This is a genomic window from Natrinema ejinorense (genome assembly GCF_002494345.1).
GTDB lineage: Archaea > Halobacteriota > Halobacteria > Halobacteriales > Natrialbaceae > Natrinema > Natrinema longum.
On record NZ_NXNI01000001.1, the window covers coordinates 2,578,925 to 2,601,776 of the forward strand.

Annotated in this window: 25 protein-coding genes, 1 tRNA gene and 2 pseudogenes; 18 read left to right on the top strand and 10 right to left on the bottom strand. The window is 63.8% G+C overall.

Going from position 1 to position 22,852, the window contains the following annotated elements; translation table 11 throughout:
- Positions 1-142 precede the first annotated feature (142 nt).
- On the top strand, positions 143-1,777 hold the full coding sequence (locus CP557_RS12805; protein ID WP_097380266.1) for an ABC transporter permease: 1,635 nt from the start codon (positions 143-145) through the stop codon (positions 1,775-1,777).
- 27 nt (positions 1,778-1,804) lie between these two features.
- On the opposite strand, the gene CP557_RS12810 is transcribed toward CP557_RS12805, so the two are convergent.
- Positions 1,805-2,521, bottom strand: coding sequence for an SOS response-associated peptidase (locus CP557_RS12810; RefSeq protein WP_097380267.1), 717 nt, complete (start codon positions 2,519-2,521; stop codon positions 1,805-1,807).
- A 137-nt stretch (positions 2,522-2,658) separates the two neighbouring features.
- Between CP557_RS12810 and CP557_RS12815 the strand changes: the two genes are divergently transcribed.
- Together CP557_RS12815 and CP557_RS12820 are read left to right on the top strand one after the other, a co-directional pair.
- Entirely contained in the window at positions 2,659-3,528 is an 870-nt protein-coding gene (locus CP557_RS12815; RefSeq protein WP_097380268.1) for a deoxyribonuclease IV, read from the top strand.
- A gap of 92 nt (positions 3,529-3,620) precedes the next feature.
- Positions 3,621-4,418 (top strand): class I SAM-dependent methyltransferase, encoded by a 798-nt coding sequence (locus CP557_RS12820; protein ID WP_097380269.1) that lies wholly within the window; start codon positions 3,621-3,623, stop codon positions 4,416-4,418.
- Between the two features lie 10 nt (positions 4,419-4,428).
- Here CP557_RS12820 and CP557_RS12825 read toward each other — a convergent pair whose 3' ends face one another.
- The 3 genes from CP557_RS12825 to CP557_RS12835 form a co-directional block, all read right to left on the bottom strand.
- Positions 4,429-4,854 carry a hypothetical protein gene (locus CP557_RS12825; protein WP_097380270.1) on the bottom strand — a complete coding sequence of 142 codons (426 nt, stop codon included), beginning with the start codon at positions 4,852-4,854 and terminating at the stop codon, positions 4,429-4,431.
- A 91-nt stretch (positions 4,855-4,945) separates the two neighbouring features.
- The gene (locus CP557_RS12830) at positions 4,946-5,488 is read right to left on the bottom strand and encodes a DUF6114 domain-containing protein (RefSeq protein ID WP_245853008.1); all 543 of its coding nucleotides are present in this window, start codon (positions 5,486-5,488) and stop codon (positions 4,946-4,948) included.
- Between the two features lie 5 nt (positions 5,489-5,493).
- Positions 5,494-6,117, bottom strand: coding sequence for a DUF6230 family protein (locus tag CP557_RS12835; protein ID WP_097380271.1), 624 nt, complete (start codon positions 6,115-6,117; stop codon positions 5,494-5,496).
- A 315-nt stretch (positions 6,118-6,432) separates the two neighbouring features.
- On the opposite strand from CP557_RS12835, the gene CP557_RS12840 reads away from it, so the two are divergent.
- The 3 genes from CP557_RS12840 to CP557_RS12850 all read left to right on the top strand — a co-directional run bounded on the left by CP557_RS12840 (position 6,433) and on the right by CP557_RS12850 (position 8,337).
- Positions 6,433-6,798 carry a class I SAM-dependent methyltransferase gene (locus CP557_RS12840; RefSeq protein ID WP_097380272.1) on the top strand — a complete coding sequence of 122 codons (366 nt, stop codon included), beginning with the start codon at positions 6,433-6,435 and terminating at the stop codon, positions 6,796-6,798.
- Between the two features lie 170 nt (positions 6,799-6,968).
- Positions 6,969-7,619 carry a helix-turn-helix domain-containing protein gene (locus tag CP557_RS12845; RefSeq protein ID WP_097380273.1) on the top strand — a complete coding sequence of 217 codons (651 nt, stop codon included), beginning with the start codon at positions 6,969-6,971 and terminating at the stop codon, positions 7,617-7,619.
- A gap of 97 nt (positions 7,620-7,716) precedes the next feature.
- Complete coding sequence (locus CP557_RS12850) at positions 7,717-8,337, top strand: hypothetical protein (RefSeq protein ID WP_097380274.1); 621 nt, start codon at positions 7,717-7,719, stop codon at positions 8,335-8,337.
- A 210-nt stretch (positions 8,338-8,547) separates the two neighbouring features.
- On the opposite strand, the gene CP557_RS12855 is transcribed toward CP557_RS12850, so the two are convergent.
- Complete coding sequence (locus tag CP557_RS12855; protein ID WP_097380275.1) at positions 8,548-9,273, bottom strand: SCP2 sterol-binding domain-containing protein; 726 nt, start codon at positions 9,271-9,273, stop codon at positions 8,548-8,550.
- Between the two features lie 337 nt (positions 9,274-9,610).
- Here CP557_RS12855 and CP557_RS12860 point away from each other — a divergent pair, with 337 nt between their 5' ends.
- From CP557_RS12860 to CP557_RS12875, 4 genes are all read left to right on the top strand, one after another.
- Positions 9,611-10,663 carry a ribonucleotide-diphosphate reductase subunit beta gene (locus CP557_RS12860; protein ID WP_097380276.1) on the top strand — a complete coding sequence of 351 codons (1,053 nt, stop codon included), beginning with the start codon at positions 9,611-9,613 and terminating at the stop codon, positions 10,661-10,663.
- Between the two features lies 1 nt (position 10,664).
- Positions 10,665-10,952 carry a hypothetical protein gene (locus tag CP557_RS12865; protein ID WP_097380277.1) on the top strand — a complete coding sequence of 96 codons (288 nt, stop codon included), beginning with the start codon at positions 10,665-10,667 and terminating at the stop codon, positions 10,950-10,952.
- Positions 10,953-11,258, top strand: a complete 306-nt coding sequence (locus tag CP557_RS12870) for a 2Fe-2S iron-sulfur cluster-binding protein (protein ID WP_097380278.1) — start codon at positions 10,953-10,955, stop codon at positions 11,256-11,258.
- A 327-nt stretch (positions 11,259-11,585) separates the two neighbouring features.
- Positions 11,586-11,957: a DUF7344 domain-containing protein gene (locus CP557_RS12875; protein WP_097380279.1), complete on the top strand. Its 372-nt coding sequence runs from the start codon at positions 11,586-11,588 to the stop codon at positions 11,955-11,957.
- Between the two features lie 6 nt (positions 11,958-11,963).
- Here CP557_RS12875 and CP557_RS12880 read toward each other — a convergent pair whose 3' ends face one another.
- A complete protein-coding gene (locus CP557_RS12880) occupies positions 11,964-12,653 on the bottom strand; it encodes a DUF7095 family protein (protein WP_097380280.1) in 690 nt (229 codons plus the stop codon).
- A gap of 160 nt (positions 12,654-12,813) precedes the next feature.
- Between CP557_RS12880 and CP557_RS12885 the strand changes: the two genes are divergently transcribed.
- The gene (locus CP557_RS12885; RefSeq protein ID WP_097380281.1) at positions 12,814-13,533 is read left to right on the top strand and encodes an alpha/beta fold hydrolase; all 720 of its coding nucleotides are present in this window, start codon (positions 12,814-12,816) and stop codon (positions 13,531-13,533) included.
- 114 nt (positions 13,534-13,647) lie between these two features.
- Here the strand turns inward: CP557_RS12885 and CP557_RS12890 are convergent, their stop codons facing one another.
- The gene (locus tag CP557_RS12890; protein WP_097380282.1) at positions 13,648-14,346 is read right to left on the bottom strand and encodes a hypothetical protein; all 699 of its coding nucleotides are present in this window, start codon (positions 14,344-14,346) and stop codon (positions 13,648-13,650) included.
- Between the two features lie 211 nt (positions 14,347-14,557).
- On the opposite strand from CP557_RS12890, the gene ncsA reads away from it, so the two are divergent.
- On the top strand, positions 14,558-15,517 hold the full coding sequence (gene ncsA, locus CP557_RS12895) for a tRNA 2-thiolation protein NcsA (protein ID WP_097380283.1): 960 nt from the start codon (positions 14,558-14,560) through the stop codon (positions 15,515-15,517).
- 334 nt (positions 15,518-15,851) lie between these two features.
- On the opposite strand, the gene ftsZ is transcribed toward ncsA, so the two are convergent.
- From ftsZ to CP557_RS12910, 3 genes are all read right to left on the bottom strand, one after another.
- Complete coding sequence (gene ftsZ / locus CP557_RS12900) at positions 15,852-17,039, bottom strand: cell division protein FtsZ (RefSeq protein ID WP_097380284.1); 1,188 nt, start codon at positions 17,037-17,039, stop codon at positions 15,852-15,854.
- A gap of 2 nt (positions 17,040-17,041) precedes the next feature.
- Complete coding sequence (locus tag CP557_RS12905) at positions 17,042-17,221, bottom strand: ribbon-helix-helix domain-containing protein (protein WP_006185704.1); 180 nt, start codon at positions 17,219-17,221, stop codon at positions 17,042-17,044.
- Between the two features lie 195 nt (positions 17,222-17,416).
- The gene (locus CP557_RS12910) at positions 17,417-18,061 is read right to left on the bottom strand and encodes a double zinc ribbon domain-containing protein (RefSeq protein WP_097380285.1); all 645 of its coding nucleotides are present in this window, start codon (positions 18,059-18,061) and stop codon (positions 17,417-17,419) included.
- A 126-nt stretch (positions 18,062-18,187) separates the two neighbouring features.
- On the opposite strand from CP557_RS12910, the gene CP557_RS12915 reads away from it, so the two are divergent.
- The 6 genes and pseudogenes from CP557_RS12915 (at position 18,188) to CP557_RS12945 (ending at position 22,850) form a co-directional block, all read left to right on the top strand.
- A tRNA-Tyr gene (locus CP557_RS12915) sits at positions 18,188-18,261 on the top strand.
- A gap of 817 nt (positions 18,262-19,078) precedes the next feature.
- A pseudogene (locus tag CP557_RS12925) lies at positions 19,079-19,622 on the top strand (ribbon-helix-helix domain-containing protein).
- A 168-nt stretch (positions 19,623-19,790) separates the two neighbouring features.
- Positions 19,791-20,090: a hypothetical protein gene (locus CP557_RS12930; RefSeq protein WP_169924379.1), complete on the top strand. Its 300-nt coding sequence runs from the start codon at positions 19,791-19,793 to the stop codon at positions 20,088-20,090.
- Between the two features lie 159 nt (positions 20,091-20,249).
- Positions 20,250-20,396: pseudogene (locus tag CP557_RS12935) on the top strand (IS5/IS1182 family transposase); the annotation flags it as partial.
- Positions 20,397-20,818: 422 nt separating this feature from the next.
- The gene (locus CP557_RS12940; protein WP_097380286.1) at positions 20,819-21,580 is read left to right on the top strand and encodes an ABC transporter ATP-binding protein; all 762 of its coding nucleotides are present in this window, start codon (positions 20,819-20,821) and stop codon (positions 21,578-21,580) included.
- Entirely contained in the window at positions 21,570-22,850 is a 1,281-nt protein-coding gene (locus CP557_RS12945; protein ID WP_097381638.1) for an ABC transporter permease, read from the top strand. Before CP557_RS12940 ends, CP557_RS12945 begins: the two co-directional genes overlap by 11 nt.
- Positions 22,851-22,852: the final 2 nt, after the last annotated feature.

Consider the following 22,852-nt stretch of genomic DNA (forward strand, 5'->3'; position numbering starts at 1 on the left):
TCGGCCCGAGGGCGACGGTCGCCGTCGGGTAACGAGTCGATGACGGTCGACGCGGAACCGCCAACTATTCCGCACTGTCGGACCGATTATCCCACAACGGTCGCCAATCCCGTCCAACAGTACCACCAACGACGAATTACGTATGAAATCTCTGCTCTCACGACGACGCGACACGACCGACGGACCGACGCTCGGGCTGTTGTTCCTGTCCGGTGCCATCGCCGTCATCGTCCTGTTCCCGCTTACGTACCTCCTCTTCGAGGCGATGACCGTCGACACGGGCCGGCTCTGGGAGATGCTCGTCCGCCCGCAAACCGCGACCATCGTTACGAACAGCCTCCTGCTGATGACGGGCGTCACGGTCCTTTCGGCGCTGCTCGGCGTCCCGCTGGCGTGGCTCACCGTCCAGACGGACCTCCCGTTTCGCCGCTTTTGGTCCGTCGTCGCGGCCCTCCCGCTGGTCATCCCGAGCTACATCGGCGCGTTCGCGTTCGTCTCGGCGTTCGGGCCACAGGGCGAGTTCCAGTCGATCCTCGAGCCACTGGGGATCCAGCGGTTGCCCGAAATCTACGGCCTCCCCGGTGCAACCCTGGTCATCACGCTCTACACCTATCCATACGTCTACCTGACGGTCCGGGCCGCGTTGCTGTCGTTCGACACGACGCTGCTCGACGCCGCCCGCACCCTGAACCACGATACGTGGACGGCGTTTCGCCGCGTGACGCTCCCACAGATCCGGCCCGCCGTCGTCGCCGGGGCGTTGCTCGCGGCGCTGTACGCCGTCTCCGACTTCGGGACGCCGGCGATCATGCGACTGCCCGTGTTCACCCAGCAGATCTACGTCGAATATCGCTCCTTCGGCCGGGACTACGCGGCCTTTCTCTCGTTGCAACTGCTCGTCATCGTCCTCGTCGTCCTGGTCCTCGAGTGGTGGGTCCGACCCGACCGGACTGTCCAGGGCGACGGGTCGGAGGGGGCGGACGGCCCCGTCGTGGAACTCGGGCGATGGCGCTGGCCGGCGACGCTCCTTCCCGCCGGCGTGACCGGCATCGCGTTGCTGGTGCCGCTGTGGATCCTCGGCCTCTGGCTCGTGACCGCCGATCCGGACGCACGGCCCGAGCTCGCGTTCGAACTCGAGTACGCGCTGAACTCCCTGCTGGTGGCCGGCGCGGCCGCGTTCGTCGCCGTCCTGGTCGCCCTGCCGGTCGCGTACGTCGCGGCCAGAGACGAGTCGCCGCTGTCGACGCTGTTCGAGCGATCGACCTACGTCGGCTTCGCCGTGCCGGGTATCGTACTCGGGCTCGCGCTCGTCTCGTTTGCGACGACCTACGAGACCCTTCGACAGTCGTACGGCCTTACCGCCCTCCCGGCGCTCTACCAGACGATTCCGCTGTTGGTGTTCGCCTACGTCGTCCGATTCATGCCCCAGGCCGTCGGCTCGATCCGGACGACGACGCTACAGGTCGATACGAAACTGGTCGAAGCTGCACACACGCTCGGCGAGACGCCGCTGCGGACGTTCCGAAAGGTGACGCTGCCGCTCATCGCCCCGGGCGTGACCGCCGGCGCGGCACTGGTCTTCCTGACGACGATGAAGGAACTCCCGGCAACGCTGCTCCTTCGGCCGACCGGCTTCGAAACCCTCGTCACGATCATCTGGAAGGCACAGGGCGAGGCGTTCTTCCAGTACGCCGTCATCCCCGCACTGCTGTTGCTCACCGTCTCCGGGCTCTCGCTGCTCGTCCTCCTCACCCAGGGCGGTCGGGAGGGGCTGTAACCCGCGGTCACCGCTCCGCTCGCGGATCTAGATCGGCTCGATCAGCGACGGCTCGTCCGTCGCCGGATCGTTCACCGCCGTCGAGACCGGATACGCCGCCATCCCGTCGGACGGATACGGCTCGAGCAGTTCCTGGGGCTCGTCGCCCGACAGCCACCGTTCTTCCGCATCCGGCTCGAGAACGACGGCCATCCGGTGGTGGAGCTCCGAGACGAGGTCGTTGGGGTCGGTCGTGACGATGGTAAACGTCTCGAGGGGGCCACTCTCGGATGGCTCCTCGACGCCGCCACCGAAGGCGTCGAGCCCCGTCTGGGTCGTTTCCGGTTCCCAGCGCTCCCAGAGGCCCGCCATCGCGAACACGCGATCGTCCTCGAAGGTCACCCGGTAGGGCCGTTTTCCGTCCGCAGTCTCGACCCACTCGTAGAACCCGTCCGCAGGGACGATGCATCGCCGCCGCTCGTAGGCCGACTCGAAGCTCGGCTTCTCGTCGATGGACTCTGCCCGCGCGTTGATCAGCCCGCCGCTGTCGTCGTCGGCCCACGACGGCACCAGACCCCACTCGAGGCGCTGGATCGTCTCCGGCTCTTCGTTCGTGATCACCGGCAGCTCCTGGCCGGGCGCCATGTTGTACCGCGGCGTAAACGTCGCGTCCGATCCCGAGCCCGACTCAGCGGCTCGAAACCGGGCGTCGAACCGGGTCTCGAGGTCGTCCCCTGTGACGGTGAGCGTGTAGCGACCGCACATACTGGTGTCCTCGGAGCACTGGCCCAAAGGCCTATCCGGTCACGACCGTGAACGAATCGAACCACGCGGGCCTGCTCGGAACCACCGCGTGAATCCGCTCCGAAGTACCTATCACGAACGGGTACTGACGAGTGGCCATGAAAGTCGGAGCACACGTTTCGATTTCCGGTTCGCGCGTCTCCTCGGACGACGAAACGCCGCCCTACGACGACGTTCGCAACGCCGTCCACCGTCAAGTCGCGTTCGGCGGCAACTGCGGGCAGATCTTCACGACCTCGCCGCAGGTCTGGGCCCAGCCCGACCTCAGCGACGAGGCCGCCGAGGGCTTTCGCGCGGAGAGCGACGAGCAACTCGAGGGGCCGTGGGTGATCCACTCCGCGTACCTCGTGAACCTCTGTACGCCCAAAGACGACCTCCGGCGGAAGTCCATAGAAAGCATGCAGGCCGAACTCGACGCCGCCGACAAACTGGGTATTCCGTACGTAAACGTCCACCTCGGGGCCCACACGGGTGCCGGCGTCGAGGGTGGCCTCGACAACGCCGCGAGCGTCATCGACGAACTCGAGGTCCCCGAGGACGTACGGATCCTCATCGAGTCCGACGCGGGCAGCGGGACGAAGCTCGGCGGGGAGTTCGAGCACCTCGCGGGGATCATCGATCGCACGGAAACGGACATCGGCATCTGTATCGACACCGCCCACACGCTGGTCGCGGGCAACGACCTCACGACGCCCGAGGCCGTCGACGAGACGATCGGCCGGTTCGACGACGAGGTCGGCCTCGAGTATCTGGAGTACATCCATCTCAACGACTCGAAACACGACGTCGGCACGCACAAGGACGAACACGCCCACATCGGCGAGGGCTACATCGGCGAGGACGGGATGAAGGCCATCGTGAACCATCCCGACCTGCGGGAGTTGCCCTTTGCACTCGAGACGCCGACCGAAGACGGCCGCGGCTTCGCGTGGAACATCGAGAAAGTCAAGCAACTGCAGGAGTCGTAACCCGTCGCACCGGCGAAGCCCACGACCACGTGTCCCCCCTCGATCGTTCGAGAAACCGACCCGTTTTTACTCGAGGCGCCGTATCCGGAGCCGTGCGCGAGTTCTCCGAATCCTATCTCAGCCGGACCCGCGAAGGGATGTGGGCCGATTCCCGCGACGCGCTCGAGCCACTCGAACTCGAGTCCCGCGATCGGATTCTCGACGTGGGCTGTGGAACCGGCGAGTTGAGTCGCGTGCTCGCGGCGGAGTCGCCGGGCGAGGTGATCGGCTGCGATGCGGATCTCGACCTGCTCGGGGCCGCCGGCGAGCACGTCCCGGTCGTGGCCGGCGACGCCGGTCGGCTGCCCTTTCCCGACGGTGCGTTCGATCTCGTGGTCTGCCAGGCGCTGTTGATCAACCTCCCCGAACCCGCACGCGCCGTCGCCGAGTTCGCACGCGTCTCGAGTGACCTCGTCGCGGCCGTCGAACCGGACAACGCCGCGGTCGAAATCGACTCGAGCGTCGACGCCGAAGGTCGACTCGAGGGCCGGGCACGGCGGGCTTACATCGACGGTGTGGACACGGACGTCACGCTCGGGGCCGACGCCCGCGAGGCCGTCGAAGCGGCGGGGCTCGAGGTACTCGCGACCCGCCGGTACGACCACGTTCGAACGGTCGAGCCGCCCTACAGCACCGGTGCACTGACCGCCGCTCGTCGGAAGGCGACCGGCGAGGGGCTGGCCGACGACCGGGCGACGATGCTTTCGGGTGCGTTGACCGAATCGGAGTACGACGACCTTCGCGGTTCGTGGCGGGAGATGGGGCGGGACGTAATCGACCAGATGGAAACACGGGAGTACCGCCGCGAAGAGGTCGTGCCGTTTTTCGTGACGGTCGGCCGGGTGCCGTGATCGGAACGGGTCACCACGGGAGCAACGCGCGCAACAGGCTGCCCACGACGCCGCCGACGAGCCCGTCGACGACGGTCAGCAGCGAGAACGCGAGTGCGATCAGGACGATACTCGGCAGTCCGAGTCCTGAAAGCATCGGGCTGATCGGACCGATGGATGCGAATATCAACAGCGGCGGTTCGTTGTATAGTCCCAGTAGCGTTCCGAGAGAGGCGGTCACCGTTCCCGCGACGCCGCCGACGAGCGCGCTCGCGATCGCCGCGTGAACGATGCCGGACGTAACCCGTCCGGCGGCGTAGGCGGCGATGAATCCGGCGACGACGCCACCGCCGATACGAGTGAGCAACGGCACCAGCAACGCGTTGAGATTGATGAGGATCCCGACGAGAGTCGCCCCAACGATGATCCACGTGTCGATCACCTCGGATTCAGTCATCCGTACCACTCATCGGATATTCGAACGGAGTACTGGTAACGCATGCCGATTTCGCGCAGTGAACGCGTCCATCGATGTGGTCGATCCCCCTTCACTTACCCATGGTCCGCCGTTTGATGTGTTCGACGTGCTCGCGCAGTTGCGAGGTTGCCCTCGCGACGACCGATCGAAACGGGCGACACACTCGCGCAACCGTCGCGTCGACTTTGCTCGGGTCCGTCGTGCTCTCGTCATCGGGTTTCCACGCGAGACAGAGGTTCCCGCCGATGATCCCGAGCAGCATGCCGACCAGTAGTCCGCCGAGCGAACCGAAAATCGAGAGGATCGAGAGGGCGACGCCGACGACTCCGATCACGTCGGCGAGCTCCGGTCGGTACAGTGCGAATACTCCCGTCAGAAAGACGAACACCCCGAACGCCGCTCCGATGGCGAGAAAGCCAGCCATCTCACCGCCGATGAAGATGATCTCCGGCAGGATCTGCATCGGGACCCACGCGATCAAAACGCCGGCAATGCACAGCAACATACCGCCGAGGAACGGCCGCTGCAACCGCCATCGTGTGAACCGCTGCCATCGAGTCGCGATCCACTGGGTGGGGAGCCTGGAGTCGTCCCGACCGTCTTTCGTTGCCATCGGAATCACTCGTCACCATCGGGGTTGTAATTCAGGTCGACGCTGAGACCGGGGAGCGTAATCTCGTTCGAGGCGAGGTACAGCATATCGATCTCGACGTCTTTCTGTACCGTTCCGGGGCTCTCACCTTCGATATCGGTGATAAAGCCGTCTTCGGGGTTGGCGTTCTCGCCGGCCGCCTGCTGGAACTGCCGGTTGGGATCGTCGTGGTACTGGGTCTTGATGACCTGTCCGTTGAACGACGCCTCCTCGGCGTCGAGTCCCGTCATCTTGATGTACTGCTGATCCGCCTCGACAGTCTCGTCGGCAGTGAACGAGATCTCCATCGTGCCGCTGAGTCCGGGCAGTTCGTCGACCGATTGTTCTCTGGTCAGTCTCAGTCCGTCGATTTCGACATCCCGTTGTTCGACGATGAGGGCTGGCGTCGCTTCCGCGTTATCGCTCTCTCCGACGCCGGGATAGAGGAGGAACTCATCGGATCTGATTTCGTCGGCTTCGACGGTGAACCCGCCAGCACCGGCCAGCGGTGCAGCGTACGCCGTTGCCGAGGAGAGAATAATGAGTCCCACGATCGCAACAGCGAGCATCGAGATACCGGTTCCGGCCACTAGCCGCTTCTTTTCATACATACTCCGTCCTCCGCTCGATCGACGAGTTCATCCTCCCCAGACGATTGCAGGATCCATTCACACGCTGGCTGAATCGGTACTTCGCTCGCATGGCACAGAACCACACACAACGCAACCTCCAATCTGTTTTCCCCCTCGGATACGGGGGCATTTATACTGTGGTATGGCCGACTCACTGCGCGACCGATAGCGACACCCTCCCCGCCTCAGTACGGAGCAACGCGGGACCGATCGGCTCGCCGCTCGAGTGAATAGTATAAAAAAACGTGTATTTCCGGGGTAATAACTATTGGAGAGAGTGGTCCCTGTGGGAGCATGCAACGGAAGCGGTTCGACACCGAAGCAATCGTCGACTTCTACAACGACACTGCGTGGGAATATCGCTTCTTCCGGAGCGACGCCAACCTCCACTATGGCTTTTACGACGACGACCACACGAGCCATCGGGAGGCCATGGAACGCTCCAACGGCGTTTGCGCCGCCAAACTCGACGTGGACGCGACGGATACGCTGCTGGACATCGGGACGGGACGTGGCAGCGTTCCCACGCGGGTCGCAGCCACGATCGACATCAAAAGCGAGTCGTCGGTCGAGCAGGCCGTGACGCTGTACCACCAGTGCGAGATCCTCGAGGGCGGGATCGCGATTCACGGCGACTTCACCGCGGATTTCCCGGCGTAGATGAGACCGATGATGACAGCAATGACCGCTCGAGGCGTTCGGTTGGCGTATCGTTGCCGACGGCGATCAGTCCGTCGAGTCGTCACCGGTCGACGTCGACCGTCTCGGGGCGACACGGAGCAGTCCCATCCCAGCGGCCGGCCAGTTCGAAACGCGGTGAGTATCGTGCCATGAGATACGCAAAGTGCATCATCATTACCGACGAGGCGGGATTACATCCCGTCGACAAGCGGATCGCCGAACACACGGACCTCACGCGTGAACTCCTTCACAACGTCAGTCTCCTCGAGGACGAAACGATCGTGACCCTCTTTCAACTGTCGGGTGACCGAACGGCCCTCGAGGAGGTTCTGACCGACTCCCGGATGGTTCGGAAGTTTCACCTCTCGGGGCGGGCCGACACGATACACGCCTATCTCCATCTCGAGCGATACGACAGGCTCGTCCGACTGATGAAGATGCTCAGACAGTTCGAATTCATCATCGATACGCCCCTGGAGTACACGCGACGCGGTGGGCTCTGTGTCACGCTGATCGGCGACGTGGTGAGTTTTCAAAACGCCGTGCCGAACATTCCCGACGGGATCACGCTCAAGCTCCTCAAGACCGGGACCTACGAACCGAACACGGACCGATTGTTCTCCCAGCTCACCGATCGACAACAGGAGATCCTTCGGACCGCCGTCGATATGGGCTACTACAACGTTCCTCGAGAAGCGACCCACGACGCCATCGGCGAGGAACTGGACTGTACGGGCGGGACGGTCGGCGGTCATCTGCGGAAAATCGAGGCCAAAATCCTCTCACAGATCGTTCCGTGAATCGGCTCACGATCGCTCCGCCAAGCCGTATAAACCACCGTCGATACCCGGACCAACACTGAGACACGTTACCGACGAACGACGACAGGAGGCGAGTATGACAGACGCCGACGCCAGTACGGAACCCGATGGTTCGAACGCGACCGCGGATCGGCCGCCGTACCGCGTGGCACTGGCCCCGTTCTTCGAGGCGGCCGACTCGGTCTCGTTCGACCCTCGCGAGGTCGAAGCCGCGATCGCCGGCGGACTCGCCGGGGCGTTTCCGGCGGCATTGTTGATCCAGCGGTGGGATACCGACGCGATCAGACGGGTCGGCGCGGTCTTCGGTGCCTCGACGCTCGACGGCGGCTGGCTCGCGATGTTCACCCTCGGGGTCCTGTTTGCACTGCCGTTTATCGCGTTCGTCTCGATCTGTCTCGACCCGTTCGTGGAGTGGCTGCTGGGAATCGTCCGTCACAACGCATCCCTCCGGGCGGTACTCGTGGCGCTCCTCGATCGATCCGCCCTCGCGACGATCACGTTCGGACTCGGCAACGGCTATGGAGCCGCCGTGGGAGTTGGCTTCGGGCTGCTCCTACAGCCCCTGTGGGTGACGGTCGTACTGGACGTTCCGACGGCCGTTCCCATCCTCTCGCTCGAGCGAGTCGTCGCCGTCGTCGCGTGGACCGTCTACGGTGGCACGCTCGGGCTGGTATACGGGCTGCTCCTCGAACACTGATACGGCTTGCTGTCCCGATTTCCCGGTGGGACCGCAGGGCGGTCCCCGTCCCACCGGCACTGACGGCGAGGAGACCGTATGAACCGGCGCTTCGTCGCGGGCCAGCGATTCGAACGATGGAAGCCACCGAAACGAGGACACACTACTCGCAACGCTATCGTACGAGCCGGTGTGCAGTGACGTTCAGTGGCTACGATGGGGACCACGCACTCAGAACAGAAACCGCGAGTCGACAGCGGCGGCGACGTCGGCCAGGCCGACCGCCGCGTCGGAGTATTGCAGGAGCCGCTGGATGTCACCGTCCAGCTCCAGCTCGCCGGCCATGAGCATGTCGACGATGCCGCCGTCGCCCCGAACGAGTTTCGTCCATGTCTCGTACTCGCCGGCGAGCCGGAAGCCGTATTCGTGCTCGTCGGGCTCGGTGAGCACCTCGACCCCTCGGCACTCGCCGTCGTAGAGATCCAGATACGAGTAGATGGTCCCGTCCACGACGTTCGCCGCCGCTTGCCCGGTCAAATCCTCGAGGATGTCGGGACCTGCCGTCAGGAGTTCCGGCCACGTCCGGGCGGGAAGGTCCGCGATCGTCGTCCGGCAGAGTTCGGCAGTGAGCCGGTCCTCGAGCGCACCCTCGCGGGCGTCGATCCGCTCGCGGACGTCCGCCGGTGCCGCCTCGACGATCGGTTCGATCGCGTCCGCCGAGCGATCCGAAAGCTCGTCCTCGATCGCGTCGACGATCTCCGGTGGCAAACCGGCGAGCGTCGTCGTCTCGAGTGGCACGTCCTTGATCTGGAAGACGAACGAGCCGTCGAAATCGACGCCCCACCCCTCCGAGCGATCGGCGTAGTCGTCGTTCTCGTTGATCGCTCGCCGGTACTGTTCGAGCCACGGTTCCGTCGGGAAGTACTGTTCGATCGGTCGAACTCGTTGCGTGCTCATTGTGTGTGTTCGGGTCGCCCCGATAGCGACGGCCGAGCCGAGACGGATACGGGAGGGCGACTATCGTTCGGTCGAACCCCGCACCGACTCGCGGCCGGCCATATGGGTGTACGATTACTGTGAACGCTTGTTGTGGTTGCTCCAGTCATCCGAGGGCTGTTATTAGTGACGGAGGAGACGAACACGACGTCTCCCCCCGGACGCATACGTGATGACGCCCCACACGTGCGGGGACCCCACCAAGACGGAAACCGAGGGCTCGAACGCGCTCGTCTGGCCTTCAACGACTGGTTATTCGAGCGAGTAGGTTGATCAGCGACTCGGTCAAACTACGTCTGTGTCACAAGCTATCACATCAACCGACTTTCGGGCGGAGCGGATCGATACCTCGAACAAGTGGTACGACCTCTTCCAGAAGGGCGTCGAACTCGGAACCTGGGACGTCGAAACGCTGTTCGAGGAGGTCGACTTCCGGCGTGATCGCGAACGCTGGGCGTCCCTCGAGGCCGACGAGCGAAAGCAAATCAGATACCTGCTGTCGGGCTTTCTCGACGGCGAGTTCGCGGTCGGGGAGGACGCGAGTCACCACCTCCAGCGCATCGTCGGAGCGCCGTGTTTCGACCACAGCGAGGAGATGGGGATGTATATGACGATGTTTACGCTGACCGAACACAAACACACGCAGTTCCTCGACGTCTACATGCACGAGGTGATGGGCGATCAGGACGTGTTCGCCGAGTTGAACCCGAAACGAGGCGGTGCTCGAATCCCGATCGTACAGGCGACCGGGCTCGGCGAGATCTTCGATCGACAGGGACAGCTAACCGCGCGGGCCGCACATTCACAGGACCCCGTCGACATCGCGGAGGCGTTGACGGTGTATCACATGATCGTGGAGGGGCTGCTCGCCCGCGGCGGTTTCTACTCGGTCAACAAGCTCTCGGCGAACGCGCCGCTCCCGCTGTTGAACCACGGGTTCAAGCTCATCAGCACCGACGAAGGCCGTCACATCACCCACGGCGTCGAGGCGTTGGGCGAACTGATCGAAAAGGAACGCGCCGGCAAACCCGAGTTCCAGGGAGTCAGTGAGGCGATCGTCGACGTCCTCTACGAGAACGTCGGGGCGGTCGCGGACTTCGGCTACATGTTCACGGACGCCGTCGGCGATCCCCTCGAGATCGAGTTCGACGATCTCCTGTTCCGTGTCGGCCATCTCATCGACGGCCAGTTCAACGAGGCGCTCGACCTCGATATCGACCACCGCACGATCCTCGAACTCGTCGCCGACCGCCACGAAGACTGTCTGGAGACGGACATCGACGAGGCAGTCCGGGAGTACCGGGACCGCTACCAGCGCCAGCGCGGCGTCGAAATCGATGGTGGGCGATAACATGTCCGGCGAGACCGAACTCGACGAGCTGGCCCGCGGTGCAGCGTTTACCGCCTCGGAGGAGGAGGTACGCGATGCGATCGAGACGGCTGCGGACGAACTCGATCAGCGCTTCGAGGACGTTCGCGACAACGTCGCCTATATCATGGACTCGACGTTCGAGGACGAGGGCGTCAGCACGTCGTTCAACGAGAGCATCAGCGGTGCCAGCCTGGACCACGACGCGGTCGGGACCGGTGATCCCCGTCTCGAGGCGCTGGAACTGTACAAACTTCGCCAACGGCTCTAGATGTACGACGTCACGTTCTCCCTCGAGGAGGGAGCGGAAACCGTCGCGGTCGCCCCGGACGAATCCGTCCTCGACGCGGCGGAACGGGCGGGGCTCGACCTCCCACACTCCTGTCGGAACGGCATGTGTACCGCCTGTGCGGGCGAACTGCTTTCGGGCGAACTCGAGAGCAACGGAACGGCGCTCTCCCCAGAACAGGAAGCCGACGGGTACGTGTTGCTTTGCTGTTCGTCCCCGCGTACCGACTGCGTGATTCGAGTTGGGGAACGCGTTCAAGACGAACTACTCGGTCTCGACGCCTTCTGATCGGACGCCCCGCTTTCCCCCGATCGATGCCGAGTTTCGATACCGGCCGACGGGGAGCGCCATCGATGGCGCTCGGGAACGACGGGAACAGTTTAAAATAACCGCGTTTCCGAGGGGTCACGCTAACGATAATCCGGAGCGATGCCCTCTACAGATCATGTATGGTACTACCGTATCACACGCGTGACCGTCTCTCCATCAGCCCCCGTCGAAGCGGTTGTACGTATCAGCACCATCCTGCGGCCGAGAGGCGTCACGGCTCGTTTACACGGCAGAACCGACGCCTGCTGTGGCCGTCCGAAAGCACAGCTATCCGCCCGAACACCCATGAGTAACCAGAACAAGAAGCGAGCGAGAGAACCCGACTCGATCGACCAGTCGTTCGACGTGTTGCGCGATCCGTGCCGCCGGTCGCTCTGTCGATACGTGATGCAAACGGAGACGGCGGTCATCACACACGAGGAAGCCGTCGACTACGTCGTCGATCGAGTCTCGGCATCGATCGAAACGACCCCGGATCGAACGGCCGTTGCGACGGAGCTTCGCCATATTCACCTGCCGAAGCTCGACGAAGCCGGCCTCATCGAATACGACCGGGAGAGCGGCGCCGTTCACGTCGATCGCGCGACGACTGAAGCGTGTCTCGAGCAGGTCCGTGCGACCGTCGCGGAGCTGCAGGGGACGCAACTCGACCGGTAACTTCCGTCAGACGATGTCGCCGCGGACCGTCCGCCCGTCCTGTTGGGCTCGCCAGTCGGACAGCTCTCGAGCCGCCGTTTCGGCCTCGTCACCGTCCATTCCGAGCATCTCGAGCGCGGCCGACAGCGTCGGCAACGCCAGTTCACCCGCCCGAAGCTTTCGGAACGCGTCGTGGCTCCTGGTACCGTCGGCCCAGAGGCAGACCCCACGCGGGTCGAGCAACTGCGTGTAATCCTCGCGCAGTTGGGCGCCGCGCAACCGCTGGGTGACGTTGTCCTCGAACGACGCGTTACAGACCTCGAGGTGAACCGGTTCGTCCTCCTCGAGGAGGTGGGCGGCGAGACACCGTTCGGGGGCCGCGTGGCCGTTTCGATTGGCCCGGAGGTAGTGGGGGTAGTCCACGGCCCAGTCGGCCCGCACCGATTTGCCGACGCCACTGACGCCGTGGGACTCGCGGAATCGCGCGGCGGGCGCTTGGGAATCCCCCTCGGGACCCGCGGAAGCGGACTCGCTGTCGTCGCCCAGCAAAATATCCTTGGTCACGTACACGTCCAGTCGCTCGACGGGATCGAGGCCGAGCGCGACGTCGCCGAAGGCCCATACTTCGCGGACGGGCACCGGCATCCGCTCGGCTTCAACGGTGTCCACGAGTCGCTCGAGGCGGTCGACCGCGTCACTGCGGTCCAGTCCAGTCATCGATCGCCCTTTGGTGTGGACGCGCAAAGTCGTTTCTTCCGCTGTCGCAAGCGCAATCGGACACGACGAGACGGCAGGGCGATCCCCACGGCGACCGGACCGTCTCGCAACCCGGCTCGAGTGATCAGGTTTTTTATCCGTTCCCGGTGAACGGAACGCTATGCGACACCGGATCTTCAACGAGGACGGCGACGAGGAACTCGTCTTCGTCATGGGTTGGGGCAACCGCTGGACCCACGAGAACGTCAGCTGGCTCATCGGCCAGTTGACCGAGGCCGACTACCGGGTTCACGCGTTCGAACTCCCCACGAACATCGACGACTTCAAAGCCGACTGGCTCGAGCCCGTCGCCGAATACGTCCGCGACCTCGAGGAGTACCAGCTGCTGGGCCACAGCGCGGGTTCGCTCGTCGCCCAGGCTCTCGACGGTGCGGACAACCACGTCTACCTGAGTCCGTGGTGGGGCTACGGCGAGGGCTTCCCGGAACCGGTGTTGGACGCGGTCTCGAAACTCGCGACCTCGTTCCCCTGTCTCCCGACGGGCGGCTTCGACAGGGAGGCACTCGGGAAGCGGGCGACCGACCACCAACTCGAGACGACGCCGTCGTGGATCTCACCCGCCTTCGTCCGGGAAACCCGCCGCGCACAGGACGAGCTATTGACGATCGACCACGATGCGGTCGTTTTCTGCTCGCTGCGCGATCCCGTCGTGAGTCTCCGGCCGATCGGCGAGCGGGTTCCCGCCGAGCACGTCGTTCTCTACAACGGCGGCCACGAACTGTTTTCCTCGTCCGGTCGCGATCGGTACGTCGACCTCCTGCTCGCCGCACTCGAGGAGGGCTCGGAAGCCGTCGAGCACCGGGAACGGCTCCCCGCCTGAGACGGGCTGGTGCCACTGGGTCCCGGCCCAGTCGTGCCCGCCGTGCGGGTGTGCCGGCACTGATTGACAGGAGTCCGGCTGTATCCGCTCGATATCCGACCCTCGGCGACTCGCTCAGAGGGCGTCGACCAGCGCACGTAATTGAGACCTCCCCTCGAGCAGGGCACGGGGAAACCGTGGTCGTGCAGTCGCGAGCGCGTCGGCGAGAACGGCCGCGGCGTCCGTGAAAACCCCAGTTCCATGTCCGAGGAGGATCCGTTTCGGCGCGATTCCTTCGAAGACGCCCGTCGGGACGACCGGCCGAAGCAGCAGGTAGACGGCGAGCCGTTCGTCGCCGGCGAGATACGGCGGTGCAGTTCCCAGGAGATCGGGGACGTACAGCGTGCCGTCGGAGCGCCGATATGCGATCGCTTCGGACCAGCCCGGTACCGGGCTCACTTCGCGGACCGCGAACCCCGACCCCTCGAGTTCGCCGTCGAACCGCTCGCGGGGCGCGTCGAGTCGCTCGGAAACCCGCTCCAGCCACCGGGGAACGTACACGGGGACGTCGAACCGACGGGCGAACCGATCGGCGTCGCGAGCGTGGTAGGCCGAGCAGACGACGACACCCGCCACCTCGCCGAGGGCGTCGATCGCCTCGTCGGTTCCGGGTGCCTCGAGCGGGTCGAACAGCCAGACGCCGCCCTCGTCGCCGAGCAGGGCGTGACTCGCCCGCCTCCCGGCTTCGTCGGGATGGGCGAGCCACCCGATACCGCCGTCGAACTCGTCGATCAGTCGAGTCGAGGCCGATGACGACCTGTCGTATATCACCATGTATTCGCCGTCTCGAGGCTACTCGAAGTTACTTTCGGACGACCGAATCTCGGTTTCGGGTTCGGGCCGAATCGGTCGACAGCGCCGTCTCGAGACGGTAGAGACGCGTCCTATCTTCGTGTCACACGGTCCGTAAGACACCGGTAGCAGCCGCCGCTTTCGTCTCCGGCAGACGAAACCGTGATTGGCAGCGACCGACAACGGACCGCTAATGGACTGTAACCGGTGCAACGAGGAGGCGGTCATGCACGCCGCCTACTCCGGGGCACACCTCTGTGAAGACCACTTCCGCGAGTCGGTCGAAAAACGGGTGCGTCGCCGGGTCCGACGGGACGACCTCGTCCCCCACGACGTAACGCCAGCGGACCCCCAGACCTGGGTGATCGGCCTCTCGGGCGGGAAAGACAGCGTCGTCCTCACGCGGATCCTCCACGATACGTTCGCCGACGACCCCCGCATCGAACTCGTCGGACTGACGATTCACGAGGGGATCGAGGGCTACCGCGACAAGTCGGTCGAGGCCTGCGTCGAACTCTGCGAGGACCTCGAAATCCGCCACGAACTCGTCAGCTACGAGGACGAGTTCGGCGTCCGAATGGACGACGTCGTCGAGGACGACCCCGAAAACATGGCCGCCTGCGCCTACTGTGGGGTCTTCCGGCGGGACCTCCTCTCGAAATACGCCGAGGAACTCGAGGCCGACCTCCTCTTGACCGGCCACAATCTGGACGACGAGGCCCAAACCGCGTTGATGAACGTCCTCGAAGGCGACGTCGAGCAGATGGCGAAACACTTCGACGCCAGCCTCGGCCCACTCTCCGAGCGCGAGGAGCAAGACGAGTTCGTCCCGCGAGCGAAGCCGCTTCGTGACGTGCCAGAAAAGGAGGTCGCCCTCTACGCCCACATCGACGACCTTCCCGCCCACATCACCGAGTGTCCACACGCCAGCGAGGCCTACCGTGGCGAGATCCAGCAACTCCTCTACGACCTCGAGGAGAACCATCCCGGGACTCGCCACTCGATCCTCTCGGGGTACGAGGAACTGGCGGACATCGCCGCCGAGAAGTACGCCGGCGACGGCGGTGCCGACCTGCAGGAGTGTGTCGAGTGTGGATCGACGACCACGCGCGAGGTCTGTCGAAAGTGTTCGCTGCTCGAGTCGCTCGTCTGAGGGGGCTCTCGTTCCCTCCTCGGGTCGACGGACTCGATCCCGGCCGGCGACGACCGCCGGTTGCAGCCGATCGGGATCCGCCCGCCGGCCCCGCGAACGGACCGGTTTTCGGCCGTATACGGTCGTAAACGGACGGGTTACCGAACGGCGAGCGGAGTCGGCTACGCCGCCGGCCCGCCGGTATCGGTCGTCCGACGCGATACCGTGTCGAGACGCGTGTCGTCACTCGCGAGTCGAACTGTGAGAAAAGACGACCGACGAAACCGAACGGAGACCGGCACGACGGTGGTGTGTCGACCGCGTGTCCGTGCCGGATCGGTCCGCTCCGTCGCGATTACCGGATCACGTCGACGCCGTTCTGTCGCTCGAGTTCTTCACGGCCGCCGTCGCTCTGTGCGCCGTATCCGGAGTCGGCGTTGTTGACGTTGTTGCTCGCATCGAAGTCGGCCTCGTTCAGCCCCTCGATGCTCTGGCGGGACTTGTCGGCCTGTTTCTGCGTCGTCGGTCCGAGGACCTGGGCGCTCTGGACGCCGGTCATGATCGCCATGACCCGCACCTTGCCCTTGTAGGACTCCTGGATTCGGGCGCCCCAGATGACGTTCGCCGAGGCCTCGAGGCGCTCGGTGATGTTGTCGGCGATGCCCTCGGCCTCTTTCAGCGTGAGGTCGGGGCCGCCGGTGATGTGGACGAGTCCGCCCGAGGCACCGCGATAGTCGACGTCCAGCAACGGATGGTTCATCGCGTCCTTGACGACCTCGTCGGTCTTGTTCTTGTCCTGGGTCTCGCCGACGAGCATCACGGCGACGCCGCCCTGGTTCATGATCGTGGACATGTCGGCGTAGTCCAGGTTGATCAGCGAGGGCTGGGTGATCGTCTCCGAGATCCCCTTGACGGTCTCGGCGATGATCTGGTCCATCACCGAGAACGCCTTCCCGATCGGCAGGTTCGGGACGTAATCGAGCAACCGGTTGTTGTCCAGCACGATGATCGAGTCGGCCTGCTCGCGCAATTTCTCGAGGCCTTCCTCGGCTTTGACCGTGCGGGCACGCTCGACGTTGAACGGGGTCGAGACCATGCCGACAACGATCGCGCCCTGTTCTTTGGCGATCTTCGAGACGACGGGGGCGGCACCCGTACCGGTGCCACCGCCCATGCCGGCAGTCACGAAGACGAGGTCGGCATCGCCCAGCACTTCCTTGATCGTGCCCTGGGCCATCTCGGTCGCACGCTCGCCCATCGACGGGTCGCCGCCGGCGCCGAGCCCGTTCGTGAGCGATTTGCCGACGAGGATCTTCGTGTCGGCCTCGATCATCTTGAGGTGCTGTTTGTCCGTGTTGATCGCGATGGTGTCTGCACCGTCGACGCCGATGTTATACAGCCGGTTGATCGTGTTGTTCCCGGCACCGCCAGCGCCGATGATGACGATTCGAGGGTCGCCGAACTCGTCGTCGTCCATCGAGGCGTCCATCTCCCGGGCCTCTTCTTCCGCGTTCTCGAGGGCGTCTTGAACGATATCCTGCATCGTTACACCTTCGCCCAGTTGCGTTTACCGGACTGTTCGCTGGGCCCGTCCTGTTGCTCGTTGATCATTTCGCGGACGGCCGACCGGATCGCCTCGCTCCGGTTCGGAAACTCGCCCGAGTCGACCAGTTGCTCTACTTCTTCGATCTGCTGTTTCGGGATTCGCAGTGTCACACGCTCCATGGTTGTATTCCCCGTTGGGTAAGACGGTGGCGCGCCCCTGTCAGACGCGGCGTGTCTTACGACGGAACCGCCCGACATCGGGCGGTTTGCTTTTATTCCGACGGTTGTAAGACAATCCGTCTTACGCGACTAAGGGGATGTCCGGCATTGATAATAAAACTTTCGTCAGACGTGACTTTCATCGTCTTACACCAATTAGTAGTGACCAGTGTCCGACTCGAGGACGTCGGCCGCGGGCGTCCGACGACCGCAGCTGGGACAGAACGACCAGTCCGACCGGATCTCGTCGCCACAGTCACAGAACAGTCGCCGCGAGGCCTTCTCGCCGCAGTTGGGACAGTAGACGTGATCGCCCTCGAGAGTGTCACCACACTGGGTACACTGGACGGTCTCCTCGCCGGCTCGGGCATCCCTCGACCCCTGTGTCTGACTCCGCTGGTGACCTCGATCAGGCTGCCGTCCGTCCGCGGGCGGTGTCTCACGCGTCCGCTCGTCGTCGACACGGACCCCCTCGTCGGACCGGACGGTCGCCCCCTCGAGCGAGATCGAGACGGAGACGTCTCGGGGATCGGCGGACCTCGGTTCGTGTGCGCGCGAGTTCGGCTGCTCGATTCCGAGCTCCCGGAGTCGCGTCGCGAGTCGCTCGTCGACCAGTTCGCGAACCAGTTCCTCGATCGCCCCCTCCCCGTCACGTTCCGACCGCTCGCCGCCGACCGCCGTTCCACCGTCGCCCTCGAGATACGCACGCAGTGCCTCGCGCATCGCTTCGCTCTTGGAGGTCTCGAGGTCCTCGAGTTCCTCGACGAGGTCGTCGTCGGCGCGGAACGTGATCTTGCTCATGGGCCAGTTGCTCCCGTGTTATCACGCCTCCTATATCAATCATTCTTCCGTTCACGATCAGTGACCTGAGCTGGCGTCGAATAATAACCCTTATGTGCACCTCGCGGACTACGTAGAAGTGCCTGCCCGCCCTTAGCTCAGACTGGTAGAGCAGTCGACTGTAGATCGACTTGCCCCCCGTTCAAATCGGGGAGGGCGGATCCTCTTTCCTGTCGAAGTATGGTTGACCCCCGAATAGACCGCCGTCTCGCACTTTTACCCGATCTCAGACGGCTCAAAATTCGGAGTAGAACTTGTTACAAAACGATGGTCCGCGCCCGCTTGCGAATTGCAGAGCTATCCACAGGGGGCCGCGTGAACCGCTACTGTCCTCACTGCGGTGGCTGGATGGTCACCGAGACATCAGCCGGCGGTATTCCGTCGTGTCTGTGTAAACGGACCTCACGACGTTCAGGAGGTGTCTCGAGACCAATGCATACCTTCCCAGAACTACCGATGAGGAGCCCGTCGACTACCTTGAAGAACGCGATGAAAGAAGCGAGTCGTGGACTCGAGCGCACCCGCGTGAGGCGCTGATCGAATCGTTCGGACGGCTCGGTTACAAGGTGCGCTCAGAGATAGCAAGGACGTCCACTACTGCGCTCTCGAACTTGAGGACGACGAGTATCTCGGCCGGTGCGACTGCAAAAGGCTGGCAGTACCACGACGGCCCCTGTGCGCATCTCTGCACGCTTCGGAAGGCCGATTGCCTCGAGATGATCGATGTCGAACCAACCGACGGCAGCGTGTCGGACAGGTGTAAGATGTAACAGGCTATCGGCGAGACATTTGAGGGAGAGCCACACGACACCGCGATCGAACGGGCGGCCCAGCATGAACGGGACGTGGAGTCTCGCATAGCGTGCACGCACACTCGCGCGAAGCCATGACAAAGACTCCCTTCCTCCCTTGATACGAACTGCCGATCCCAACGCCGTCCCCGTATTCACGGGAGATGCAAATCAGGGTGAGCCACTGATGTCCCGGATGGATTACGACCCCTCGAGTCGCGTCTCGTTCGGTTGTCCCGACGACCTGCTCGAGACGCTCGACGAGATCGCCGACCGGGAGGACAAGAATCGGAGCGAGAAGCTTCGCGAGCTATAGTAGCAACTGAAAGTCATTGCACACCTGATCGCACGACAGCGTTGCGATCAGTGTGTAAATCGTTTCAGTTGCTACTATAGTCGAGAAAGAAGTCGAGGCGAAGGGGCGATCTGAACGAACTCCAGCCAATACTACCTGATGACGAGCGACTCGCCGAAGCCTACCGGATGCTTCATGAGAGAGCGTCTGCTCCCCATAAGATCAAGCGACGGATGAAACTCGAGACGGCGAAAAAAAGCTCTACGACAACAGTACGCCCAAGATCGCCGTTTTCGAGGAGCTCATCAAGCCGCTCGAGAGTATGAACTACATCTCGGTGGCGACTGGGCACGAAAACGGGTGGATCGTCGTCCCGCCAATGACCGACACTGACGGCGAAGACGTGGCCTCACCTGACGAAAAGGCTGCCGTGTAAGCGATACCCCGCCGCTTTTTCCATCAGATTTTTTCAGTAGTCCGATTTTTGTAACCTACACCAAGAAGTAGAGATGATGGCTGTACCGTTCGATCCTCTCGAAAATCACATAGTAGCGGTCTTCGGTTTACGATAGCTATTTACATTTTCGAGAGAATATTCCGTTCTGTGTCCTTCAACATCAGAGATATTGTTTTTAGTGAGCCAAGTGGTGGACTATACCCAATTATACAGTTCACCATCTCACTCTTTTTACTGGTTTTCTACGTCTACTACGGTATTCTACTCGATGTTCCCTCTTTGAATCTCCTCATTATGGCGGTTGGATTCGCTTTGGCCGGGGCCGCTGAATTTCTCCCAACGGAGCGGCGACGGACAGCAGGTGTACTGCGTGTCTCCGCGATTCTCCTGTTGATTGGTCTACTTGCCCTCATCGTATTCGCTCCCGAAATTCTTTTCCGAGGGTGACTCTATGAGTGATCCTTAAGAGAGTATCAAACAGCACTGGTGAATCGCTGTACAGCGTCGACTTTAACCGTCAGAACTATACTAGCCACTGAAAGTCAATGCACACCTGACCGCATGATGGCGTTGCGGTCAGTGTGCAATTCGTTTCAATAGCTACTATTGGAAAGTAAAGCGATCCAGTTAGCTAAAAATGCTGTTGGTGGGCGATGCGAAGTCGCCGCCCCCGAATGGGGTGGCGGCTTCGCCGAGTACGCGGTGCTGTCGCTGCACTGTCCGCGGGTTTATCTGGAGAAAGCGTACCGAGAAACCCACCGCGCTTATCGACACAGACAGCCACGCGATTCTGTATGTCCGCGAATCCGGTCTTCGAGGACGATTCGTCACCGGATCGGGGTCGGTTCCCGTACTGACAGCTCCATTATTCATGACTCGGTGGGATGGAACTGAACATCGAGGACATCCTCGAAGGGCCGTAAACGTTCGCGAACGGCAACGTGTACGGGCCCGTTTCAGTAGGCGACCGGGGCACAACATACACCTACTCTGTCAGACGGTCCGCGAGCGGCCGACGGCCAGTCGACGAGACGGACAGCCGCTGTGACGAGTCTCTCGGCACGGACCCGCCGGCCACACGACCCCATACAAAACGTGTAGCAGTCGTCTGACAGGGGTAAAGGGATCGAAACAATGAGTCGGTGGCCCGTCCGCTGGCAGTGAGACCGCTGTGGATGTTTACCCACTCAGTTCCGGATTCGCGATCGTCGGCGGAGAATCGAACGGACGAACGCGAATCGTCGACCGCCGTTCGACTCGAGGGCGTTACCCACCGGTACGGAGCCACCGGCGGGCGGTTCCGCTCGAGCGCCGAGCGGACGGTGACCGCGCTTCGCGACGTTTCCCTGGAGGTATCGACGGGAACGATCGTCGGACTCGAGGGACCGAGCGGGAGCGGGAAGTCGACGGTGCTGCATGCCGTTTCGGGGTTGCTGGTGCCGTCGGACGGGAGCGTCGAACTCCTGGGAACCGATCTCGCTGGGCTGTCGGACGCGGAGCGAACGCGGCTGCGGCGACGCCACATCGGGATCGTGTTCCAGCGGTTCCATCTCCTCCCGTCGCTGTCCGCCCGCGCGAACGTCGCGTTGCCGCTCGTGCAGACGGGGCTCCCGCGCCGGGATCGGCGCAAGCGCGCGGCGGCGCTGCTCGAGGCCGTCGGTCTCGGTGACCGCACGACCCACCTGCCCGGCGAACTCAGCGGCGGCGAGCGACAGCGCGTCGCGATCGCACGGGCGCTGTCGACGGACCCGGACGTCATCGTCGCCGACGAGCCGACCGGCGAACTCGACACGGCGACCGGCGCGGACGTCCTCGAGTTGTTGACCGACGTCGGACGGGATCGGGCGGTGTTAGTGGCCTCGCACGACGAGGCGACGCTCGAGGTCGCGGATCGGGTTGTCACACTGTGCGATGGACGGGTTGACGATGTCCGATGAGCGCGACGGGCGAGGAAGGGCGGACGGTCCGCGACGAACCCGGTGGCTCGGGATCGTCGGGGTGACGCTACGCAGGTGGTGGCAGCGGGCGACGGGAACGACGGTCGGCAGAATCGCATCGACGATCGCCGCCGTCGCGCTGACGATCGCGTTGCTGGTAGTCGTCACTGGGATCGCGCTGGCGCTTGCCGACGGCGGCGTGGCGAGCACGGACGACGCCGACATCCGCGTGACGCCCGAAGCGAGCGGGACGCTGTCGTCCGTCGACGGAGTCGAGGGGCCGCGGCTCGGGGCGACCAACGAACGGGCCGAAACGATCCGTTCGGCGGGCGGCGTCGAGCACGCGTCACCGGTCTTGCTCGAGACGGTCCGATTCGAGTCGTCGGACGGCGACCCACGGCCGGTCCGTCTCGTCGGCGTCGTTCCCGACGACGAGCCACGGACCGTCGCGGGGCTGTCGACGGCCGCCCTCAAGCCGGGTGATCCCCACTACGCCAACGGCTCGTACGACGGCCGATTGACGAGGGAGATCGTCCTCTCGCCCACTGCAGCGGACCGGCTCGGCGCGTCCGTGGGCGACGAACTCGCCGTTTCGGGGGGTGGACAAGAGCGGACGAACGCCGCTGCACCCTCGGTGACGGTGACGGCGATCGCGGACGAGCGGACCGGCGGAACAGGGGCACCGATCGCGCTCGTGCACCTGAGCGAGCTCCAGTCGCTCGCCGGGGCCGACGACGGCGAACTCGCCGATCGACTGGTGGTCTGGGGGAACCCTCAGGCGGCACAGTCGGCTGCCACCGACGCGTACCCGACCGCGGCGGTCGAACCGGTGAGTGGCCCCGATCCGTCGGCGCTGTTCGAGGACGGCCTGGCGTTCGCAACGAGCGTGATCGCGTTGCTGGTCGGCGTGACGATCTGTGCGTCCTTCGTTGCGACGACGATGGGGATGACCATCGACGAGGACCGTCGGATGCTCGCCGTCCTCGAGTCGGTCGGCTTCCCCGCCCGGAGCCGGCTCGCCGTCGTCGCGGTGTCGACGGGGACCACGACGCTGGTGGGGTCGATCGTCGGCATCGGTCTCGGGATGGCGGGGATCGTCGGCGTCAATGCCGTCGCCGGCGCGACCGTCGCACCGGGTACGGTCGCCCGGTTTCACCCGGTGTTCGTCCCATACGCGATCGCGGTCGCGCTCCTATCGGGGCTGGTCGCCGTTCCGTACCCGCTTGCCGTTGCCGCGCGAACGTCCGTCCTCGAGGAGGTGGGGCGATAACG

What these genes read in the sequence shown, in the direction of transcription:
- CP557_RS12805 (WP_097380266.1), top strand. Translation starts at nt 143, where the DNA reads ATGAAATCTCTGCTCTCACGACGACGCGACACGACCGACGGACCGACG.
- CP557_RS12810 (WP_097380267.1), bottom strand. Translation starts at nt 2,521, where the DNA reads ATGTGCGGTCGCTACACGCTCACCGTCACAGGGGACGACCTCGAGACC.
- CP557_RS12815 (WP_097380268.1), top strand. Translation starts at nt 2,659, where the DNA reads ATGAAAGTCGGAGCACACGTTTCGATTTCCGGTTCGCGCGTCTCCTCG.
- CP557_RS12825 (WP_097380270.1), bottom strand. Translation starts at nt 4,854, where the DNA reads ATGACTGAATCCGAGGTGATCGACACGTGGATCATCGTTGGGGCGACT.
- CP557_RS12830 (WP_245853008.1), bottom strand. Translation starts at nt 5,488, where the DNA reads ATGGCAACGAAAGACGGTCGGGACGACTCCAGGCTCCCCACCCAGTGG.
- CP557_RS12835 (WP_097380271.1), bottom strand. Translation starts at nt 6,117, where the DNA reads ATGTATGAAAAGAAGCGGCTAGTGGCCGGAACCGGTATCTCGATGCTC.
- CP557_RS12840 (WP_097380272.1), top strand. Translation starts at nt 6,433, where the DNA reads ATGCAACGGAAGCGGTTCGACACCGAAGCAATCGTCGACTTCTACAAC.
- CP557_RS12845 (WP_097380273.1), top strand. Translation starts at nt 6,969, where the DNA reads ATGAGATACGCAAAGTGCATCATCATTACCGACGAGGCGGGATTACAT.
- CP557_RS12850 (WP_097380274.1), top strand. Translation starts at nt 7,717, where the DNA reads ATGACAGACGCCGACGCCAGTACGGAACCCGATGGTTCGAACGCGACC.
- CP557_RS12855 (WP_097380275.1), bottom strand. Translation starts at nt 9,273, where the DNA reads ATGAGCACGCAACGAGTTCGACCGATCGAACAGTACTTCCCGACGGAA.
- CP557_RS12865 (WP_097380277.1), top strand. Translation starts at nt 10,665, where the DNA reads ATGTCCGGCGAGACCGAACTCGACGAGCTGGCCCGCGGTGCAGCGTTT.
- CP557_RS12870 (WP_097380278.1), top strand. Translation starts at nt 10,953, where the DNA reads ATGTACGACGTCACGTTCTCCCTCGAGGAGGGAGCGGAAACCGTCGCG.
- CP557_RS12875 (WP_097380279.1), top strand. Translation starts at nt 11,586, where the DNA reads ATGAGTAACCAGAACAAGAAGCGAGCGAGAGAACCCGACTCGATCGAC.
- CP557_RS12880 (WP_097380280.1), bottom strand. Translation starts at nt 12,653, where the DNA reads ATGACTGGACTGGACCGCAGTGACGCGGTCGACCGCCTCGAGCGACTC.
- CP557_RS12885 (WP_097380281.1), top strand. Translation starts at nt 12,814, where the DNA reads ATGCGACACCGGATCTTCAACGAGGACGGCGACGAGGAACTCGTCTTC.
- CP557_RS12890 (WP_097380282.1), bottom strand. Translation starts at nt 14,346, where the DNA reads ATGGTGATATACGACAGGTCGTCATCGGCCTCGACTCGACTGATCGAC.
- ncsA (WP_097380283.1), top strand. Translation starts at nt 14,558, where the DNA reads ATGGACTGTAACCGGTGCAACGAGGAGGCGGTCATGCACGCCGCCTAC.
- ftsZ (WP_097380284.1), bottom strand. Translation starts at nt 17,039, where the DNA reads ATGCAGGATATCGTTCAAGACGCCCTCGAGAACGCGGAAGAAGAGGCC.
- CP557_RS12905 (WP_006185704.1), bottom strand. Translation starts at nt 17,221, where the DNA reads ATGGAGCGTGTGACACTGCGAATCCCGAAACAGCAGATCGAAGAAGTA.
- CP557_RS12910 (WP_097380285.1), bottom strand. Translation starts at nt 18,061, where the DNA reads ATGAGCAAGATCACGTTCCGCGCCGACGACGACCTCGTCGAGGAACTC.
- CP557_RS12940 (WP_097380286.1), top strand. Translation starts at nt 20,819, where the DNA reads ATGTTTACCCACTCAGTTCCGGATTCGCGATCGTCGGCGGAGAATCGA.
- CP557_RS12945 (WP_097381638.1), top strand. Translation starts at nt 21,570, where the DNA reads ATGTCCGATGAGCGCGACGGGCGAGGAAGGGCGGACGGTCCGCGACGA.